The sequence below is a fragment of the Bradyrhizobium sp. CCBAU 51753 genome (assembly GCF_015291565.1).
Lineage (GTDB): Bacteria > Pseudomonadota > Alphaproteobacteria > Rhizobiales > Xanthobacteraceae > Bradyrhizobium > Bradyrhizobium ivorense.
In genome coordinates, this window is the sequence record NZ_CP030037.1 from 1920955 (window position 1) to 1941361 (window position 20407).

Genomic DNA, 20407 nt, shown 5'->3' on the forward strand with positions numbered 1-20407 from the left:
TTTGCGTTTCCAGCTGTCAAAGGCAGCCAGATGGATTCCAATTTGGAAGTGACCTTTGACCTAGCGTTTTCGATACGTCAGGCAATGAGCTTAACATTGAAGATTGTTGCGGTGGGGGCGATTTTCCTTGGAGAGGCGCTTTCGATCATCGCAGAGTTGATTGCCTCAAAGCAGTTTGGAAAGGCCGGCGGAGATCTGACAACGCTCCTGCCGATGTGTCTGCTGATATCCGTCGGCGGCATCCTGCTCGTCTTCGGATATGCACTGGGCTACATGCATCTTGAGAACATCTGGATCATCATCGCGATATCGGTAGGAGCAATTTTAGTGGTGGAACCGATTCTAACCCTGCTGCTGTTTCGAGACGTGCCGACGGCAGGCTCGCTGATCGGGTTGGCGCTCGGTGCGCTGGGCACGCTCGCTGCGATATTTTTATGAGCGTATTCTAAGTACGCTTGGATGGACGGCGTCTTCAGCGAGATCCTATTTTGGAGTTGCGCAACGTCGGTTCTGCTCAATTTGAATGCAAGAAGAAGATGTTGCTTTGACGAATTGTCCACATCCCGCCGGGATTTGCGCATCGTTGGATCCGTGAACGTTTCGATCGAAGACCAGCAACTCCTGCCCGGAAACAGGATGCTTGCGGCTGCTGAAGGTCTGCAAATCGACATCCGGCGGTACTTTCGTTCGCCACCAATCTCCAGTCCGTTGCACGATACGGGCATGCTTGTGACGGCTCTTCAGTATTCGGGATGGCCCTTGGCAAGGCTGTTCCATAGACAAAGCCGCCGGCATCGGCCGAGTTCTTAAGCATCGCCGTCACGGCCATTCTGCGCGGCTGGCAGCGCACACGGCTCTCACGGCGGGGCAACGCCAGGCTGCGGCCCTGCACGGCACGGCACTATCCTGCTGCGTCGTGTTCTTCGCTGCGTCGTAGTCTCCCGTGCCACAGCAGCTTCCATGGAATCGGAAACTCGGGCGACTCGGATTTTTCTTGTGCATCCGAAGAGCGCCCTTCGTCAGCCAGTCGTCAGCTAGGCGGTCTATCCAGTTCGGCTGCGCATTGTTGACTGTATCGGAGATGGAACATGACGGGCATAGGCCGACCTGGCGAACCGCACATTGGGGCTGCAGGAGCCGACAGCACGTCGGGATCGAGCAGTTCGCGCTCGGAGTCCGGTCTCATCCCTGCGGAAGGCAGCCAATTTTTCGACTCCGTCGTGGAGCGGATGAGCTCTGTGCCTGAAGATGGAGCGGCGGTGCTCGCGAGCCAGCCGTCCGGTTCTGGTGTGGCAGTCCCCATTTCCTCAGGAGGTGAGGGGATCAACACAGCAAGGCGAAAAATGGACAGCCTGCTTGAGGAACTTGATACTTGCCGCAATGCGGCCATGAACGCCCAGAATTCGTCGGAGGAGCAAGCACTGATCGATCAGTTCGTCAAGGCGGGCTCAGCAGTTCTGGACTACTACACGAACCTGCCCTCACATGTAGCGCGCAGCATTCTATCTGACGATCAGGCTCGTCGACTTCGTGACGAGACACTCGAGGCGGCGGACCGATGCAATGCGCTAGGCACCCCGACGACCTACGCACTGGAGGGGAGCAGGAAGAATGCGGGGGAGGTGCTTGAGAGGATCCGCCAATCCAACGCTCCACCAGACCAGCTGATCCGAGCGGCGTCCAGTGTGGCAAAACACTATTTGGCTTGCGTGGAGTGGTGGGGAAAGAAGGCATTGCGCTCGGAACGGATGCAGTCCGTCTGCGCGGCGACTGCCAACTTGCCAATCACAACGGCTGAGATGCGGCAGGCCGAACAGGCGGCACTACGGCTGCACACCGGCTGGGCGCTGTTTACCAAGAACATGCATCTGCAATCGCAGGTGGCTCTCGCGCGGGTCATGATTGAATCGCAGGCGAGCACGTTCGAGCCGGCCGTCGGGCAAATCCTCTTGGGTGAGAACGGTCGGGCGCGCCTACTCGGAACCTTCATCCAGGACGTTGTTCCGGCATTTCTCTCGACGGGCGATGCTGTTCTAAACAGCAAAGGACGGGCCCTCGACGCAGAGCCCTGCGCCGTTCTGGAAGGGGTCATGGAGCGGCTATCGGAATTTGCGTCGGCTTTGCACGACATGGTTGCCGAGCTAAGGAATGTCGGGGCAGGTGGGAACCTGCCGCTGCAACTGTTGGATCAGATCGAGGAAGCCGCGTGGGTCACTGCGCATGAGATCATGCGCCTTCTGGCAGTACAGCCGAAGATGCCCGCCGTCATTGCGCCTCCAGCCGAGACTGACGCTGCGCTGCCTGTCAAAACAACCGGCAGCGCTGCGGTGGCCGAAGGCACTGCGGCGCGCAGGAAGGGGAAAGGCAAGCGCAGGCCGGCCGCTGGCGCGGGCAGTTCGGCCGTCGGGCGGCCGGAGCTGCAGCCCTCTGGGCCCGACGCCGACACGGCGCCAGCAGCCAAGGTTATCGTGCTTTCGGATCTGGGTACCAAGAAGCTCGCGACTGCAGAGGAGGCACATGCGAGGGCATCGTCGGCGACGGAACACTTGGCGATGTGGCAGGCCCCGCCATCGAAAGAGGCACTGACACGACTGCTCCAGCGGTTGGATGAACTCTTGCAATTCGATCTGGCCGGTCAGCAAAGGGCCATCTCGCAAGCGCGCCACATGAAACCCGAAGATGCCGATCACGTCGTGGACACCGTCGTCGAGCGCCTGCAGAGCCATGCCGCCGAGATTAAGGCCTGTGTAGCCGCGCTGCAGGAGCCTCGTCGACGCGGCCTACTCGCGCCTGTGCAAGTGCCAGAAGTGCACGACAAAATAGTCCGCCTCAAGGCGATGTTGTCCGAGGTGCAGGGTCAGGCAAACGCTTTGAAGGCGCGAAAGGCCATGATCAAGATGGATTGCATGAAAACCTACGCCTTCCCCTCGCAGCAGTACCTAGAACGCTTGCAGGCGGCCGAGGAGGTGGCGCCCTTGGAGCCACCGCGCGCGTTGAAGGGCGAGCCAGGGAGGCTGTTCGAGATCAAGCTGCAGCCGAAGGCACTGGGCAATGGTGCAATGCCAAGTCCGATGTGGGTGCACATCCATACGAAGCGGCCGGTATATGCGTGGCAGCTGGCGACATTGGACGACGCCGAATTCGCCGCTTGCCACGTGAAATCGAATGAACAACGCGGCTACAATCGCCTCTGGCAGAATGCCCGAGCTGCAATGGGCCACGAAGACGTCGTGATTCACCGCGGCAAGCTTACGCCGACGTTCTGCAAGTCCTTGTTGAGCACAGTTGATGGCCAGGCAGGGTATCCTCGTCTCGAGGCGGAGTTCGGCTCGATGCAGCTCGCTCGACACGGGATGTAGTGCGCCTATCTCGTAATAGAGTGCCGCTTGCGCCGACACCATCAATAATGCCTCCGATTCCGGATACCAGGCGGGCCGCTGATCCGCTCCAGGACGTCTGAGGCGTCCACTCAGGCGAGGATGGAGCTCTGATGAGGAGACCACGCTCTTCGTCCGCTGCAGTCTGGCGAGCGGACGGTCCGGATGGCTTTCGATCACCGAGGCGGGTACGTCTTCGGCGATGAGGAAATTCGGTCGATTGCGGCGAAGTCAGCCGCTGGGCGAGAAACTGTGCACCACTGAAGGCGGCAGGCGGAACGCGAGATGTCGCTCACTCCTGAGCTCCCGCGGGCGCACCTCATCCTGCTTGGGCTCGATCAGGAATTCGCGTCAACATTGGTGCGAGTATGCAAGCATGTCCATTCGGCCCGCGTAGGCGGACCGCCGCGCTGAGTAGTGGTTCGGCTGGCGGAAGCCGACGAATCTGAGCGATTTCCGAGTGATGGGCATCTCGCGAGAATACGTACCTTGGGCCGATTTGACGAATCGAACTGGCGATGCACAATAAGCTGGCCTGTCCACCTGCTACCCTCGGATATGGCGACGACGGTCCCAGCATCGGTCTCCATGGCCCCCAGAAGGTGCTGGGACCTGTTCGTTCTGTACCCCTCAATCAGGTGAACAGTTCGTTTCTCGCTTGCCGCGCTCTCGTTTGTTCTTTGTCGCGCTGGCCGGGCTATCCCGCTCATTCGTAGTTGGCAACCCGAGCGTAGGCTCGAAGTGTAAGGCAGAACGACTGGTCGCGGCAGAGATCGAGATGCACATATGCGGTGCAAGACTGTGCCCGGCGTCTGCCCGCATCGCCTAGACCTCCGAACCATCCACCACCAGATGGAACGCGATGCACCACTCAGACGCGCGCACCGACTGCGAAGGTCAGGCGGAACGAGACTTGGCTCGGAGATCGTCGCCTCAGACGTGGCAGATGCGGCGCGCGGTTTTATCTCCGTTCTTCGACCTTCGTCAGCTTCTCGAAAGTAAGCTTTTTTAGCATTCGAACTTGGCCTCTCGATGACGAAGCCGCACATGTCTGAATTCGTGATGAACCTCAGCTCACTCGCCGGCAAGAGTCGTCAAGAGGCCGTTGTTCTCATAACAGATAGGAGAGCTGAATGGATCCCAATCCGATCGATAATGCCCGCTCACCAGGATCACCGACGGCGCACGTCTGGACACAGGAAGATCATGACTTGTTCAGTCAGATCATGAATGAAGCCGACCATCATCATCTGCCACGCCTGACGAAGCGGTAGATGTCTCATTCGCCGCTCCCCAAAGATTTTCCCATGGTTCGCAAATCGCTCCTGACGCAATGGTCGAGCGGCTCTTCCATCGTGGTCTCTTGCCGGATGCGGACCAGCCGACGATGACCTATGAAATCCGAGGTCACCGCTACACGGCCGGTGGATGATTCCAATCGCGTTCGTCTTTTTCATAGCTCTGCGGAGGACCAAGTGGTTGGGGTAGGCCGGGCGGGGATACCGGACTTCGGAGCCTTCTTTACGGAGCATCGGCGCTTCGGAACGCCGCTACCACAGCAATGGGCCACACCTGCTCTCATGGATAAGTTGCGCGAAGAAGGTTTCATGCCGACCGCAAACACCCCCGCAACAATCCAGCTTAACGGAAGAACCTACCAAGCCGAGTTGGCCGAAGGTGGGTTCGTTAAGCTTACGCGGGTATGAGACGCAACCCGACTGTGACCGATCGCGTGGAGCCCGCGATCGCTTCGGTTGTTGTTACCGACACAGGCAATTCAATCGCTCTGCAGTGAATTGTTCGCGCCGCCAGTGGGTATGCATCGTCGGATCCGCGGGCAGGCTGCGAGATGCCGATCGACGCGCGATTGCGGCAAGCTGCGTCGTTTCGCGAGGTCGGCGTCGAGCATCATCTCGACAATGCTTTCGACATTGCTATCCGCTGACGGCATGGCAGCCGCGTCGATCCTTGAAGCGAGTGCGAGTGACCAGCGCTATTGCCGAGCGAGCGGAATGCAGCACCAGCCTTGCCGACGCGCTCGACCAAGTCCACTAGCTCGGGAGTCCTGCAGCCGAGCCGGTCCAGCTTCGTCACCAGCACCACGTAGGGGTGGAGGCGCGACCATCAACTTGGCGATTTGCGGCCGATCGGCGCGAACACCGCTGATCTTCTCGCGGTAGATCGCGGTCGCGCCGGCCGCCTTTAGGGTGTCGAACTGGCCGGTGAGATGCCGGTCCTGGGAGTTAACGCGGCATATCCTAGAATGGTCATTTTTGTGCTTCTACTTTCGCAAAAGCGATCGCCCCGGTGATGATCCGTCTGGGCCATTAATCTTCCCATTGCCGGTGAGCACCGTGTGAATCTTCTTGGGGGCAGCCGCGATCAGGAACGAGGAAGTCCGACGCTGACGGCTGCAGCCACGCTGCGCGACGAAGTCAGCCGCGCGCCTAACAACCATGTCGCCCTCAGTGGCGGGTTCTGGTTGGAAATGCACTTCCGCTTCACCGGCAGCATGCCGCCGTACTTGAACGGGTCGAAGCCTTGCGGTGTAGCCTGTAGCGTAGCCGAACAAACGAATGGAATTTCAGCGATCGCCGCAGTCGTCGCATCCGTCATAATGAGTTCGCTTGTGCACTCATCAGGAATGGGACGCCTCTCGAGCAGCACACGTTCGGTCTCCAAGCAATGCAAGCCAAAGGAGTGCAAGCCATTGGGGCCGAGACGATGCAGTTACCGCGTTGTCCGATTGCTCAGATCGATGCGGACCGCTTCGAGGCCGGGCGAGAGGCCGACCATAAACGACTTCTCCGAACGCCGAGCCCGCGCAGACGCCCGAACTCATCCATCCCGTAGATAGGCCTGATCGAGAAAATCAATTTTACCACTTGTGGCAACGTCATATATCCATGAGGACGGCTTGGGGCCGATCTAAGGGAGCGACTCTGGAATGAAAAAAGTGCTGTTTGTAACTGCGAGCGCCATCGCGCTTGCAACGGCGGCAGTGCCGGCCTGTGTTGCTGAAGCCGCCGCTCAACCCGTCGCTGCCAAGGTGCAGGTAGCCGACACGTCATATCCTCAATGCGCGGACGACCCGTTGAATGGTATCTGCGATCTGTTTTTTTGTTTGACCGATCCGGCGTGCGTACGGCACTAACCACGGGATACAAACCAAGCAGAAAATGAGGATCGAGGCCTCGCAGCCCGGCCGCTCGTGGGAACAGCGGCCGCGTCCTCTTGCGTAAAGGGGTTTGCGACCAGCCTCTGCCGCTCCAGTCCCGCCGCTGGAGCATCGTCGCGTGGAACGGACCTTCCAGCACAGCGTGGCCATCAAGGATCAGGCAACCGCACACCCGCGGAGCTGCACGGTATCATCCGAGCGCGGAACGAGAATTGAAGCGATTGTAATCGTTGATTCAATCGAGACCGCGGCTCTCGATCGGCAAGGCGCAGTAACCGCGCTCGGGGCATCGCAGATCCGTCAGCCGCCAGTAGTTGGGGGGGCGACGAAAGCGATTCAAATGCGTTCGTCGGTAGAGTCCGTTAGTGACCTAACGGTAAATTGAAACCGAAAAGTCCCATCCATATCCTTATGGCTTGCCGAGATGCGTGAGAGAGTGTGCGCGCAGACAGCGCCTCCCTTCGCTGGCAATCCGCCTCCAAAAGACGAATCTATCTAGCGGTAAGTGTGGCCAAAACTACATGAAGCAACAGGGAAAAACGGTAGGTCCAGTGTCTCGCTCTCTGCCCAGAGCCCCCGCCGCTGCACGCCGACACTGTATTGTTCCATCGTGCCGATGGGCGAGAACGTCCAATTCTCAACCTTTCTCTGCTGTAGCAGGTGTTCTGACAGGTGCTTGTTGATCGTGGCGCTCTCAACAGAGTTGCCGAACGAAGCGTTCCGCCCACAGGAAGCGAACCAAGGCGCTTGTTGCAGAAAACTCGTGCGTTGCTGACACCCTGTTCAAGAGCGCCATAACGGACTTTCGCGAAACCAAGCCAAAGTCGGCCAGAGCGCAAGCGGAAAGCTGCGATGAAATTGTGTCTGCACGAGCCGCAATCGCCTTTGGTAACACAAGCGCGAAAGTCTCCTTTACATAACCGGGCGGAAACACGTCACAGGCCAGCCGATTACGCAGGTAAGAGCGGAATATTTCCTTGCCCGCGCGAAGTGCAAGTGGAAGCTTCGCTGCAGTATCAATCAATCTCGGATCGCCTAGCGGGCGAACGGGCCAAAGTCCTCGCTTTGCGAGTGGACGAGCATGACAAAGGCTTGCGAGCAGAAATGTGGACACAGTCGCGCTAAGCGGCGCGCTAAAAAGGAAAGATGAATGAGCGGCGTCGAGCGCGCGCTTTGTCAACAGGCCTTCTGCAAGTTCAACGGCGATCTCCAGGTGACGTGAAGACGAAGATCTGGAGGGCGCCTCTTCGATGGTGGAACAAGCACAAAGCTCGTCGCCGCCGATGCCGGACCAGACGATTTCGCAGCCGTCCGCGCGAAACCTGTCCCAGAGCGCCTCAAACGCCTCAAGGTAATACTCTGAAGTGAGTGGCAGGCGTCGTTCTGCGTCAAGATTCAGATCAATCGCCGGCATGTGGGCGTGCATTTCGAGGGCGTGATCGCGGCAATTCAGTGCGCTCAAAACGCGCGCTCGCCGATCGGACTGCCTCGGGCTATTCCCGTCGCCCAGCAGTATGCCGCCACATGTTAGCGTTTCCACGCTTTTTCCAACAGCAATCGCGACGGAAGCGGAATCCATACCTCCGCTCAGTTCCGCAGCGCTGGCGCAAATGCCCGTTGGCCGCGAAAGAACAACTTCCTGCAAAGTATTTGCAAACTCGAGGAGACCATTGCTCTGCTCCCGCCCAGAGAGCTCGTCGGTAAACGGATTTAATGAGCCGTACTCAAAAGAAGTTTCCGCTCTCTCGACGTACAAGGTTGCGCCGGCAGTCAGTAAGTTAATTCCCATGCAGGGCTGCCGCGCAGAGTAAAACGTTCTCATCGACAGGTGATGAGCCAAAATCTCTGCATCAATCGCTCGCGATGAACTCAAAAAGTCGACGAAATCCCAGGAGAGCGTAACCGTACGAGTGCGCTCCTCCACGTGGAAGTAGATCGGCAGGCTGCCGATATGGCCAGCTCGTACCCGCAAGCGGGGACCTCGACGGGCGGCCTCGATCACGACAAAGTCGAGCGGCCAGTGCATGCATTGTTGGTAGTGCTGACGAAGCTGATCCGCAGCAGCGTTAGCTGTGGCGATAGAATGGGTGCCGAACTCGTCTCCAACTCGTTGACGCTCCCGTATGACGAAGAACCATTGCTCAGAGTTCTTCACCAAAGCGCTCTCGAGGCTCTTATGCTGGAATGGCCGGATGTAGCTTTCACCAATTGCTATTGAGCAGCCTTTGACGGCAGGGTCGAAGTTTTCCAGATCACCTATTCTCAGAGTAGCCTTGAGCATTGTTCTTGATGCAAACTCAAGCGCCCCTCGTGTGAGGGGCGCTAACAGAGAGTGACGAATGATGCAATCAATCTCAAAGCCAGCCCTCCGTGGCGCTGTCGTTGGGCAGAGGTCCCTTTGGCGTCTTAATGGTGGGGGGCGGCAGAACCGGTAGAGGAAGGTCAGTTGCATCAGACCCGGGCCGTTTGCGCGTGTCTGCAGTTGCACTCTTCATGTCGTATTCCTTACAGATCTGGCTTCTCGTCGTCTCGATATCCCAGGCTTCAGTAAGAAGCCGGATAGTGTGGCGCGGCAGTCGTCGGCCACAACATGACGTATTTCATGTGAGAAGCCGGGCGACAACCTACCAAGACTGGCGGGGTTAATGACAGCGCTGGACAGAGCCCATTTGAAGCCCACTGGCGGTAAACAGAGCAAATTCCGGTGAGCCCGGATTGAGCATCTTTACGCGAGTTCATTTTAAATCTAGATCCTGCGAACAAGACCATGCCGCTCTCTGCGCAAAGCAAAGCGCCGTTCCCTCGACTCGTCGCAGATATGTCAAAGTACACAGCGTTGTCGCCGATTTCCGAAATCTTGCATGCGTACTGGCGGTCCGATCGGTGCCTGCTTCTCGTCGTTGCCACGGTAGTGCTATTCTCAAGCGCGAGCAGCGTCGCCGCCCCCTATGTATTTTCGTCTCTGATTGATCGTCTGCCGCGGAGTGAAGGCACGTCGGTGCTCGCCTGGGGATTCGCTGGCTATGCGGTCCTGCTTGGCATAGCTTCCGCATTTCAGCGTATGCTGCAGTATCTTTCCTTTATGACAGCAGAGAACCTGGGCTTCATCGCTGCAACTCGCTTTTTCGATCGCATCCTGAGAAAAACCGCAGCTTTTTTTCTTGAGCACAATCCCGTGGAAATACAGAGTGCGGCCGCGCGCGGGCGCAGCGCGTTGATCACGATGGTCCAGCTTGGAACTACGATCTTTTTCCCTGCTGCAGCGCAGCTTTTGCTTACGATCGCTACTCTAGGTGCGCTCGTCAATATTCAGATCGCCGCAATCGTCGTCGCCTATGGGGCTGCCACGATTACATTGACCTGGAGTTCGACGCGTCGGGCGCGCGTATTTCTGGACCGGGCCGTTGACGCCGGACAGGAGAATGCACGTTTCGTCGGCAACGTCATGAACGCCATGGACACGTTGCGCCATTTTGGCAGTCATGCCTGGATGAGCCAGCGCTTTACGATGAAAGCGCGGGAGGTGCGCGATAACTGTCGAGCCTACGTGCTTCAACGACTGCCCTACATCGCGGTGCTCGGCTTAGCCGTCGCGTTACAATTTTCCGTCACTCTTCTCCTTCTAGTTCCTGACTACCAGGCCGGCGTGGTCACGATCGGCGACATTGTGCTATTCAACACGCTTATACTCCAACTCAGCATGCCCTTTGAGATGGTCGCGCGCGCGATCTCTGACGCGTCGAGGTCGCGCGCCGACCTCATTCCTCTCACCAGACTGTGGGGCGCACCAGAAGAGCGGCGAACGTCCCATACTCATGATTTCGCGCCCTCCGCTGGCCAGCTATCTTTCGAGGACATTGGGTATGCCTACGAAAACGGTCGTGGCGTTGCGAACGTCTCGTTTTTGGCTGGACGCGGCGGGATTACCTTTCTGGTCGGCGAAACGGGATCGGGGAAGTCGACAATCTTTAGGCTCGTCCTGAAATCAATCGAGCCGGACTGCGGCCGTATTCTGGTCGATGGAACCGATATAGCGGGTATCGATCGCACGGATTGGTATGCTGCAGTTGCTGTCGTGCCGCAGGACGTGATGTTGCTCAATGAGTCGCTAGCCGACAACATTCTGCTAGGACGGCCCCGCGATGAGGTGCGGCTTCGCGCCGCGTCGGAAAAAGCCGCTATTCTCCCTTTCATCGAGGCGCAGCCGGAAGGATTTGAAACAACTGTTGGAGAACGCGGTTTGAAGCTTTCAGGCGGGGAGCGCCAGCGTATTGCTATTGCCCGTGCACTCTATGGCGAGCCGGCGATCCTTCTTCTCGACGAGGCCAGCTCCGCCCTTGACGAGCGTACCGAGCGGGACATCATGGACCATATTCGCAGCCTGGCGGAAGATGTGACCGTGCTGGCGATTACGCATCGCAGAGGCGTCATCTCTACAACCGACGTCGTGGTCGATCTGACCCCGTGCGCTTGTCAGACATAGGCGAGGCGGATGCGCAGCCCGCGCGTCTGCCGGTCCAAGATTGTCAATTACGAAATGTCTGCAAGTTAGGCGAACCAAGCCATTGCCAACAGCCGGCCAGCGAATCTGGTGGCTAAAGCTGGACAGAACGGGACGTTCGAGCCGACCCGTGGTCTCGGGAATTCCCTGCCAAGGCTCATGTTCAGCCGATTTGCGATTCAAAGGCCGCGACACCTGGCATGGCATAGGTAACAGGTGAACAGCTGGTCCAGTCGAGCTCGATTCGATCTGAGTCAGCCGAGTGATGCATCTCACCCAATATTACCAACGCTCGGTTGAAAAGCCGCTCAAGAGGGAAAAATGAGAGATTAGCACAAGTGGAAGAGATCGACTTCAATGGACCGCGGGTGCTGTTAGGGCGCCCAGATTCCAGAGAGAGATCCCATTCTACCTCGCCGCACGATGGTCGCCACTACTGGATCTAGTGGGTTTGTAGTTCCCCGGCATGAGCTACTGGTGAGGCCGTTTTGACGGCACGTCGCGCGTACCAAGGTGCGCGCCAGACCAGGAAAACCCGATGCAGCTGATCGCACAGTACCGTACTTCTCTTGCACTGATTCTGTTTGCCTGCTGGGCAATGGGGAGCGCGCAAGCCGACGATCCACCGCGGACCACCCAGGTCACTATGCCGTCCGGCCAAAAGAGTAGCGCCGGCCAAACGCCGAGTATGCCATCTGCTGGTGAGCCGCATCGCCTGCCGCCGGACTCCAGCACCAGGCACACGCTTGAGCTCCCTGGACGGACGCTTGCTTTCGTCGCGACCGCCGGCTCCATCCGCCTGTTCGACGACAAGGGCGAGCCGCAGGCCGACGTCGGCTATACCTCCTATCAGCTCGACGGTACCGATCGCGGCATGCGCCCGGTAACGTTCTTCTTCAACGGCGGACCGGGCTCATCATCGGCCTGGCTGCAGCTCGGCAATGCCGGACCGTGGCGGCTGCCGATCAATGCTGACGAGGTCACGCCATCGACATTTCCGGAGGCGCGGCCAAATGCGGAAACCTGGCTCGATTTCACCGATCTGGTGTTTCTCGACCCCGTCGGCACCGGCTACAGCCGTTTCGTGGGGACCAGCGATGACGTGCGCAAGCACTTCTTCTCCGTTGAGGGCGACGTCAACTCGCTCGCGCTTGTGGTCCGCCGTTGGCTCGAAAAGCATGACCGGCTGTTGTCGCCGAAATACATCGTGGGTGAAAGCTATGGGGGCATTCGCGGGCCAAAGGTAGTACACCAGTTGCAGATGCGGCAGGGCATAGGCGTCAAGGGCCTGATCATGGTCTCGCCAAGATTCGACTCCAGCCAGTTTGCCCGCACGAGCCTGCTGCAATACGTCGCAAGACTGCCGAGCTATGTCGCTACCCTGCGTGAAGCAGAGGGGCCGGTAAAACGAGCCGATCTCGCCGACGTGGAAGCTTATGCACGCGGGGAGTATCTGGTCGATCTCATCAAGGGCCAGTCGGACAAGGAAGCAACCATGCGTCTGGCCGACAAGGCTGCGGCGCTGACCGGCATCGACCAAGCGGTCAGTCGCCGGCTCGCGGGCCGCTTCGATCTAGCCGAGTTCCGCCGTGAATTCGACCGTAAGAACGGCAAGCTCATTGGCAATTATGACGCCTCGGTGCATGGCATAGACCCATATCCGGAGTCGGATCTTCACCTTTCCGGGGATCCATCGAGCGATACACTACTGGCGCCTCTGACCAGCGCCACTGTCGATCTCCTGACTCGCAAGCTTAACTGGCGGCCCGACGGCTCCTATGAGCTATTGAACGGCGCCATCGTCCAGGCTTGGGACTTTGGCCGCAGCCCTCCCGAATCGCTCTCGGAGCTACGCCAAATCCTGGCGACGGATCGGAACATGAAATTGCTGGTCGGGCACGGCCTATTTGACCTCGTCACGCCGTATTTCGAAACACAAATCCTGCTGGATCAATTGCCGCCATTTGCCTCGGCTCCGCGCGTCAAACTTGTCGTTTTTCCCGGCGGCCACATGTTCTATTCGCGGGACAGTTCGCGTCAAGCTTTTCGTACAGAGGTCGAAGCGATGATGAAGTAGTGCCGGCGTCGTCCATGGTGCTCGGTTGGCACCCGCAATCTAGAAAGGGTCAAATCCTTGAGCCTCCATTGGGCAAACGCAGTGCCGGTTCTCGTGATCGCTGCCGGTCTCGCGCTGGTGCTTGTTGGTCTCATCGGCATCATGCGGCGCCGACGTTCTGAGGGACGCCATGCAGCGCAAGCAAAAGAAGATGTAGCTGGATCCAGCGAGCCGCCAAAATCCCCGAACTCCAAAGAGCGGCACAAGAAAGCGCCGCCTGCTGAAAACTCTCCCGCGAAGGACCTGGAGGCTCGGCCAGCCAATGAAGAGGAAAAATGAGGGGCACAAACATCTAGCTATGCACCCAGACCGCCCGAAGGACTAGGTTTGGTGGTTGCCCCGAGTATTCGTCAGGCTCTCTTTTATGTGTTCAGCCTGTTCCCTTGTCAATTTCTCGGCCAGGCGGCTGTTCTTAATCAGCGCTGGTCCCTTGCGTTCTCGATCATAAACCATCCAGCCAGAGGTCCCCATTCGAACGACAAATCTGGCCTGCGCAGGCGTTCCAAAATTCACAGATGCTCTCCATAAGCTGCAACCCATCAATTAGGCTCGCCATCGGCATGCAAGTCAATTGTACTATGTGAATCTGCGCATCGGGTTGAGCGAGCAGTCTTCCGAGACGTTCGTTGCATCTATCATCCCTTGAAATTCGAAGCCCGGGTTGGAACGATCCTGTCGATCCATCCAATGAACGAGAATGGTCGAAGGACTTAGATTGCACGTGGCGTTCGCGGTCGATGCGACGGGAGCCGCGGCGGCTACCTATGAATTCGCCAACCATAGCGACGAAGAGGCCAAGAAGCGGGCCGAGGGGCATTTAGTGCCAACGTGTCATCGGAGCTTGGATCGACCATAGGTTGGTCTGCAGCCTGAAGCGTGGCAAGGTAGACGGTCAATGCCCTGCTTGCGTCACGCCTTACCCCATCTGGACCAAAAGCGGACGCCCTCGAGCCCTTTTGCTGGAAGCTGTTGGAAGGCCGTGCAAGGCAATCCTGAGGTGAGCCGGACCTACGTTTTTGGCTAGCTGCCGTTGCTAAGCTGCGGCCTGGAACTTCTGATCACACGATCATTCAATGAACCAGGCACAAGGCGGGCGTCGAGACATGGAACCGGAGATCCTTGGCGAAATCGACCTTACCAGGACCTTGAGCACGCCGAGAACCACGGCTCGAACCTAGACTTGGTACTTCGAGCAAGCCGAGCGTCCTCGCTTCTCAGCCCCGGGCGCTTGGTCGATCGCGTCGTGTTTAGCGCTGCGAGCGCTCGACAGTCTGATGAAGCCGGTGACCATCGACGCAATCCCGGGTGCTCTCGAAGCCATCTGCGCCGTCGGTGCTGTCGATGGCCCGCGCGAACGACCACGTCGAAGGCGGGGACCTACATTCTTGTTGACCGGCGCGAGCGCGCGACATCAGGCGGAAGAGAGCCGCAACCAAATTGTCCAGCGCTATGACGGACTTTACCTGAGCGCAGCATTCTGAATCTTGAGCGGCGCAGTCTCGGGAATCATGAGCATGGCACAGAGCCCGACCGCGCTAGCGACAAGCATGTACCAGGCCGGCGCCAGCGCGCTCCCGGTCAGGTGGATCAGCCAGGTGACGATAGGTTGGGCTGTACCTCCAAAGATCGCAATGGCAAAAGCGTAGGTCGTCGCGAAGGCGCCGCCACGAATGTTCTTGGGCAAACCTTCGGTCATGCTCACATAGAAGGCGCTATACGGAATCGTTCCGATCAGGGTGAGCGCGCCGAAGCCTCCGAGAAGTGCGAGAGCACTGCGGCTCTCCGAGATCCAGAAGAACACCGGATAGGTCATCAGCAACGCAGCGATCTGCGGCCAAATCATGATGTGCCGGCGGCCCGCGCGGTCTGCGAGCCAGCCGCCCAGCAGTGCGGCGACAATTCCTACCGTATTGCTGATGAGTGTGGCGCCAAAGGCGAGAGGCGCGGAAACCTGCAAGGTACTCAGCGCATAGGTGGTCATATATCCCGTGACGTAGGTGATGATCGTGCAACTGGCCAAAATGACAAATCCCAGACCCACGATTCGGCGAGCGGCAGGCTGCTTCCTTACAGGCTGAATGCCGGGAGCCGGCGTGTCGGGGCGGTGCAACGTTTCGGGCAGGGCGCTCCGCAACCAGACACCGAACGGCAGCGTAGCGGCGCCAAGCAAAAGCGCGATCCGCCATCCGTAAGCACTGAGTGCCTCGCTTGTCATGGTAAGGGAGAGTATTTCTCCCACAAGCGCTCCGGCCGTCGCAGCAATCTGTTGGCTGGCAGGCTGAAACGAGACAGCAAGACCGCGCCGTTCGGCCGGGGCCGCTTCCATTAAATAGGCGGTTGTCGGACCAACTTCACCGCCCAGTGCGAAGCCTTGCACCAAACGTGCGAAAATCACCAGTAGCGGAGCGGCAATTCCCATTGTCTCGTACGAGGGCGTAACCGCCAACACAAGGATCGCCGCGCTCATTATAGCAAAGCTCGCGGTCATTGCGGGCCGGCGGCCGGCCCGATCCGAGTACGAGCCGAGCACGATGGCCCCGATCGGTCTGGTCACAAAACCAGCGCCGAAGGTTGCGAGCGACAGCATGAGGCTGGCGAAGGGGTCGCTTGCCGGGAAGAACGCCTGACCGATGTGGATAGCGAAAAAGCTATAGGTCCCGAAGTCGTAGAATTCGAGAATATTGCCGATCGTTGCGCCCAACACGGCGCGACCGGTCAAACGTTCGTCTGCCGGAACGAGGACGGTCGCCGGCTTCTTTCGAGTCATTGGTCTGGCCATCCTTGGTCCGTCTGAAGCGCGATGGCCGGCTTGAGCACTTCGATCGGTGAGGCCGCGCACACTGCACTCCAGTTGCTCCATACGCCGTCTAGCATGAGGTGGCCGGCCCCGCGTATTGGTGCTCTGCATGTGCCTGATCCACCAGGACCGGAGCTCACGACGATGAGTGCCATAAAGGTCAGTGCAATAAAAATGCCTTCCTCTTGCAGCCCCATTCAAAACTTGAACTGATCGCGGCAATCGCCAGCAAGAACGAATGAAGGAACGTCGCGAAGCGGTGGTTGCGATCCAGCGCAATGGCGAGTTTGCGACAACATTGGCGGGCGTCGAACAGGCGAAACGTTCTTCACACACAAGGCAGCCACGCGTTGATGCTGCGTTCAGCTGGTTGCGCGTGAATTAGACGCATCAGGTGATTGGCCCAGCTTTTGCTCTGCGGCTTGTCTGTTGCGCGCGAGCCGCCTGCTTCCTCGGGATTGGTCCGTTGCAGAATGCAGGATCTATGTGCGATCAAAAGACAATAGGAGCTCGCATTGTTGAGGGTACCATCAAAACGATCGATATCGCCCGGCGCCGCGAGGCAACAGCTGGCAATGTTCGGTCAGGCGAGCCGCGGCTCGGCGGGTCGCAAATGGAAAGCATCACGCGCCAGCGCTTGAGCTCCAGGAATTCGAAACCAAAGTCATCAGCAACGCGTCCACTTAAGTGGACTCGGTTTCGAAGGACGACGCAAGGAAATACCTTCCTTCGTAATGAAGGATTGGCGTCAGGGCGTGTCCCTTGTGGTGTAGCTCGGTAGAGCAAAGCCGCCTGCACGCGGCCGATGTCTGACCAGTGACGGCCGTGCTTCGCCGGCGATCGGCGTGCGCTCGAAGTTGGCCGGCAAAGTACTACCAATCAAAGCCTCGAAGAGAAAATGTGCTATGAAGACGACGAGAATTACGACCATCGTGCTTACGGCTAATGCGTTGCTTGGTTCGCCCAGTAGGGCGGTCGACACTTTCGACGTCACGGATCCGAATGGGGTGCCCTTCATAAGGGCGCGGATATTTGGTCCTGGCGATGGCGCCTATGGGATACGTGACACGCGTTCGACGCGGAGTTTGCCGCCGTCGGAAATCGATCATTCATTGGCGGCGATTCGGTATTGGGCGGAAATCATCAAGGCGACACCGGGGCACGCGCCGGCCATTGTCAACTTCGGAGGGATTAGCGAGAAAAACGCATCTGCCTATAGTGGTATGTCCCCCGGTGGCGCAACCAAGGTGCAGGCGGCACTCATGGGCCAGGATCCAGGCGAGCTGGACTACGGCGCGCATGGCATGGTTACAATTGGCCTGATGGGGTTTTCGTCCGAAGCATACATCCCTTCGCAATTGCCGACGACTCCAGAGATTGGTCTTAGGCCCGTAGTGATCCATGAGCTCGCCCATGCACACGGTATGCTCAGCACTATCAACTATGAACCATCTCCGTATTTCCCTGGGCCGATATCAACGTATTTCCCTGAAAAGATAAATGCGTGGACTGAGCATTTGCGCGACGACAATGGCAAACAAGCCAAGCCCGGACAGACGATCTATTGCTCCGTCTGCACGAACATACCGGCTGACGACGTTTTCGATCTGCGCCGCGATCGGGGCTATTTCGCCGGAAAGCATGTGAGTGAAGTGCTGGCCGGTGCCATGCCTGGTATTCCGGTGCGCGTGATGGACGAGCATGGTCGACGGGATACGCCCTTCGCCTCGCATAGCGAGCTTAAGAACAGCCTGATGAGCCACCAGGGATACCGGAACTACACCGCCCTGATGGAGGCGGAGATCGCCGCGTTTCAGGATATGGGCTACAGCATCGATCGGCGCAACCACTTCGGTTACTCCATCTACGGCAATGGTCAGACCATAGGAAACGACAATCCCTTCTTCGCTCGCAATGCTGACGGCACCGCCTATCTGCCGAATACGTACAATACGGCTACGCTCGGACTTGGGCTGCACGTCTATGGCAGCGGCAATACTGTGGTCCAGCGTGCGGATCTGCTTTCGAGGGGAGCAGGGGGCGCCGGCATCCGCGTCGACGGCGAAAACAACCAGGTCATAATCCCGCCCGGAACCCGCGTGTACGCCGACGGCGCCTATGGGCGCGGCGTCATGTTCGCCTATGGCAAGGATCACACGTTTATTCAGCGTGGTGACGTGCAGGCTCTCGGCGAGCATGGCATCGCAGCAAGTTTTGATTTTGGCAACAATGCGATGGGCAATGACCTTGAATATCGTGGCTCGTATATTCGCACGATTGGCAATAACGCGGCCCCGATGCTGAACGAAATCGACGGCCCCCTCGTCAACAAGTTCGATCTGACCGGGCGCCTGACTGGCCGTCATGCAGCGATGTACATGTCGAACAGTGGCTACGTCAGCGAGATCAATGTGATGCGTGGCGCAATGCTGTCAGGGGACATCCTGTCCGATTACGCCCAGCTTCACGAGAACGGTGCTCCGCGCCTGACCAAATTAACGTTCGGTATGACGCCGGATGCAAACGGTCACTCAACGCAGGAGCCCGACGGAAGCTTTGCGACCCGTTATGAAGGGAATATCGTTGGACGCAACCTGTCGCTGCAACTCTCGGGTGGCGACACCTTGTTGACCGGCAATCACGAAGTCTATGACGCAACTGTTGCGCAAGGCGCAACTTTGTCCGGCAATGGCACTTATCTGCTCAGTACTGACGGCCGCTTCACCAATAGCGGTGCTGTCGCGCCGCTTATCGGTCGCCATGATAACAGCATAACGGTGAATGGCGACTATCTGCAGACCTCGACCGGTCGCTTGCAGGTCGCGGTGAATGATAGCGGTGCGTTCAGCCGTCTGGTGGTGAACGGCAATGCGACGCTCGACGGCACGCTCACGATCACCCCGCAGCGCGGCTGGTATGGCAGCGGCTTTAGCTTCTCCTCCAACCAGTGGCTGAATGCAACAAATCTCACGGGCTCGTTTGCGAACGTGACGACATCGCTGCAATCACCAACCTTGCTGGCGAGTGCTACAGCCGAGGGCGGCAACAGCTATGCGTTGACGCTCTCCCGCCCATCCGATGCTTACTCGCGATATGGGGCCGATGCCAACAGCCGCGAGGTGGGCGCGGGGCTCGATCAAGTCGCCGGCAACGCTGCGTCGGGGCTGCACCCGCTCGTCGCGGCACTCGACTTCTCCTCGCCTGACGGCACGGCGGTGACATCTGCGCTGCGACAGCTCTCGCCCTCGATCTATGCATCCGAACAGGGCAGACGTATCAATGACAGCTTCTATGCGCGATCGGCGGTCTACGACCGCCTGGAACAGGCGTTTGGCGGGGCGCCATCATCAACGATGGCGGCAATCGGTTATGGTCCTGAGCAGAAAAGGCCAGGTGGCGATTCCGTCCCTGCCATCGGTGCCATCGCCGCGGCGGCTTCTGATCCGCCATCCTATGACCTGCAGGGGTATGCCGCGTGGGCTTCTGCCTTTGGCGGATGGACGACCCAATCAGGTGACGGCAACGCCGCAAGCACCAGATCCAGCATCAGCGGCTTCATGACCGGTATCGACAGGCCGGTATTTGAGGACTGGCGCGTCGGTGTCCTTGCGGGCTATAGCCGGTCCACTTTCAAGGCTGGCGCTGCTTCTTCGTCCGGTCGCAGTGACAATTACACGTTCGGGACCTATGCAGGCACCGAGTGGATCCTGCCGCAAGGAACCCTCGCCTTCCGCTCAGGCATTGCCTATACATGGCACGATCTTGAGATGAGCCGCAACGTTCGGTTTCCCGGCTTCAACGACAACTTGATCTCGGATCACGATGCAGGCACTTCCCAGATCTTTGGAGAACTGGGTTACAAAGTCCATCTTGGCAGGTCTGTGATCGAGCCCTATGCCAATCTCGCCCATGTTCGCGTCGCGGCGGACGCTTTTTACGAAAGGGGATTGAACGGGGCGGCGCTTGATATTCGCGCTGACACGATGGATACGACGCTCTCCACGCTCGGCGTCTACGCGACCACCCGTTTTCAACTTGGCCACATTGCCACGACTGCGCGCGCTGATGTTGGCTGGCGTCATGCCCTAGGTGACATTATTCCGCTGTCGACAGCCAGCTTTGCTGCAGGTTCCGGCGCGTTTGCAGCTTCAGGCGTATCCATTGGCAAGGATGTGGCACTCGTGGAATCCGGCCTGGACTTTCAACTTTCGAGCAACAGCACCCTTGGCATCGCCTATCAAGGCCAGTTCGGTTCTGGCCTCACCCAGAACGGACTGAATGCCATCTTCAACGTGAAGTTCTGATACGCATGCTCAATCCATCGTGGCCCGGCGCGCTGCGCGCAATGGACCAAGTTGGCTTCGATCCAGATCTCGTGGCCAGAAACTGGCCGGCGTGGTTGGCCATGAGGTCGCGACGCCGGCGCAGACTGAGTTCG

Annotated in this window: 12 protein-coding genes; 9 read left to right on the plus strand and 3 right to left on the minus strand. The window is 58.6% G+C overall.

Going from position 1 to position 20407, the window contains the following annotated elements:
- The first annotated feature begins 30 nt into the window (after window positions 1-30).
- The 3 genes from XH93_RS08870 (at window position 31) to XH93_RS42075 (ending at window position 4651) form a co-directional block, all read left to right on the plus strand.
- Window positions 31-438, plus strand: a complete 408-nt coding sequence (locus XH93_RS08870) for a hypothetical protein (protein WP_246799530.1) — start codon at window positions 31-33, stop codon at window positions 436-438.
- Between the two features lie 650 nt (window positions 439-1088).
- Window positions 1089-3359, plus strand: a complete 2271-nt coding sequence (locus tag XH93_RS08875; protein ID WP_194473196.1) for a hypothetical protein — start codon at window positions 1089-1091, stop codon at window positions 3357-3359.
- Window positions 3360-4510: 1151 nt separating this feature from the next.
- Window positions 4511-4651 (plus strand): hypothetical protein, encoded by a 141-nt coding sequence (locus XH93_RS42075; protein ID WP_246799531.1) that lies wholly within the window; start codon window positions 4511-4513, stop codon window positions 4649-4651.
- Between the two features lie 1108 nt (window positions 4652-5759).
- Here XH93_RS42075 and XH93_RS08885 read toward each other — a convergent pair.
- A complete protein-coding gene (locus XH93_RS08885) occupies window positions 5760-5993 on the minus strand; it encodes a hypothetical protein (protein ID WP_194473197.1) in 234 nt (77 codons plus the stop codon).
- A gap of 331 nt (window positions 5994-6324) precedes the next feature.
- On the opposite strand from XH93_RS08885, the gene XH93_RS08890 reads away from it, so the two are divergent.
- The gene (locus tag XH93_RS08890) at window positions 6325-6531 is read left to right on the plus strand and encodes a hypothetical protein (protein ID WP_194473198.1); all 207 of its coding nucleotides are present in this window, start codon (window positions 6325-6327) and stop codon (window positions 6529-6531) included.
- A 718-nt stretch (window positions 6532-7249) separates the two neighbouring features.
- Here XH93_RS08890 and XH93_RS08895 read toward each other — a convergent pair.
- Window positions 7250-8836: an asparagine synthase-related protein gene (locus XH93_RS08895; RefSeq protein WP_194473199.1), complete on the minus strand. Its 1587-nt coding sequence runs from the start codon at window positions 8834-8836 to the stop codon at window positions 7250-7252.
- Window positions 8837-9322: 486 nt separating this feature from the next.
- Here XH93_RS08895 and XH93_RS08900 point away from each other — a divergent pair, with 486 nt between their 5' ends.
- The 3 genes from XH93_RS08900 (at window position 9323) to XH93_RS08910 (ending at window position 13451) form a co-directional block, all read left to right on the plus strand.
- Window positions 9323-11038: an ABC transporter ATP-binding protein gene (locus XH93_RS08900; protein WP_246799532.1), complete on the plus strand. Its 1716-nt coding sequence runs from the start codon at window positions 9323-9325 to the stop codon at window positions 11036-11038.
- Window positions 11039-11594: 556 nt separating this feature from the next.
- A complete protein-coding gene (locus tag XH93_RS08905; RefSeq protein ID WP_371814947.1) occupies window positions 11595-13133 on the plus strand; it encodes a S10 family peptidase in 1539 nt (512 codons plus the stop codon).
- A gap of 81 nt (window positions 13134-13214) precedes the next feature.
- Window positions 13215-13451, plus strand: coding sequence for a hypothetical protein (locus XH93_RS08910; protein ID WP_194473200.1), 237 nt, complete (start codon window positions 13215-13217; stop codon window positions 13449-13451).
- Between the two features lie 1180 nt (window positions 13452-14631).
- Here XH93_RS08910 and XH93_RS08915 read toward each other — a convergent pair.
- Window positions 14632-15939 (minus strand): MFS transporter, encoded by a 1308-nt coding sequence (locus tag XH93_RS08915; protein WP_194473201.1) that lies wholly within the window; start codon window positions 15937-15939, stop codon window positions 14632-14634.
- 268 nt (window positions 15940-16207) lie between these two features.
- Between XH93_RS08915 and XH93_RS08920 the strand changes: the two genes are divergently transcribed.
- Both XH93_RS08920 and XH93_RS08925 read left to right on the plus strand, forming a co-directional pair.
- The gene (locus XH93_RS08920; protein WP_194473202.1) at window positions 16208-16354 is read left to right on the plus strand and encodes a hypothetical protein; all 147 of its coding nucleotides are present in this window, start codon (window positions 16208-16210) and stop codon (window positions 16352-16354) included.
- Window positions 16355-16874: 520 nt separating this feature from the next.
- On the plus strand, window positions 16875-20273 hold the full coding sequence (locus tag XH93_RS08925; RefSeq protein ID WP_246799533.1) for an autotransporter domain-containing protein: 3399 nt from the start codon (window positions 16875-16877) through the stop codon (window positions 20271-20273).
- Window positions 20274-20407 lie beyond the last annotated feature (134 nt).